Below are 729 nucleotides of genomic sequence, written 5' to 3'. Positions count from 1 at the left end.
AGTAAGTCCTGTAGCTGTAGCGGCCGTACCCCCTGAAGGTGCCCATGAATAGGTAAGTGTCCCTGTACCCCCTGTTGCGGTTACGGTAGCTGAGCCGTTTGCTCCGCCGTTGCATGCTACATTGGTCTGTGAAGAAACCGAAGCAGTAATAGCAGTTGGTTCATTAATAGTTACCGTTTGTGTAGCCGTACATAAGTTAGCATCGGTAATGGTTACCGTATAAGTACCGGCACTAAGTCCTGTAGCTGTGGCAGCCGTACCCCCTGAAGGCGCCCATGCATAAGTAAGTGTTCCAGTACCGCCTGTTGCCGTTATAGTAGCCGACCCGTTTGAACCGCCGTTGCATGCTACATTGGTCTGTGAAGAAACCGAAGCAGTAATAGCAGTTGGTTCATTGATAGTTACCGTTTGTGTAGCTGTACATAAGTTAGCATCGGTAATTGTTACCGTATAAGTACCGGCACTAAGTCCTGTAGCTGTAGCGGCGGTACCCCCTGAAGGCGCCCATGAATAGGCAAGAGTCCCTGTACCACCTGTTGCGGTTACAGTAGCTGAGCCGTTTGCTCCGCCGTTGCATGCTACATTGGTCTGTGAAGATATAGAAGCAGTAATAGCTGTAGGCTGTGTAACCGTAGCATTTACAATACCTGTACAACCATTATCATCGGTAATAGTTACCGAATAGGAACCGGCTGCAAGTCCTGTTCTGTCTTCAGTTGTAACACCGCC

General features: G+C 49.2%; 1 pseudogene. It reads right to left on the bottom strand.

From position 1 onward, the window contains the following. A pseudogene (locus tag NHE85_RS16630) lies at nt 1-729 on the bottom strand (hypothetical protein); the annotation flags it as partial.

It is taken from the genome of Flavobacterium sp. NRK1 (genome assembly GCF_024054175.1).
In the GTDB taxonomy this organism is placed as follows: Bacteria; Bacteroidota; Bacteroidia; order Flavobacteriales; family Flavobacteriaceae; genus Flavobacterium.
This window is presented reverse-complemented; position numbering and strand designations above follow the sequence as displayed.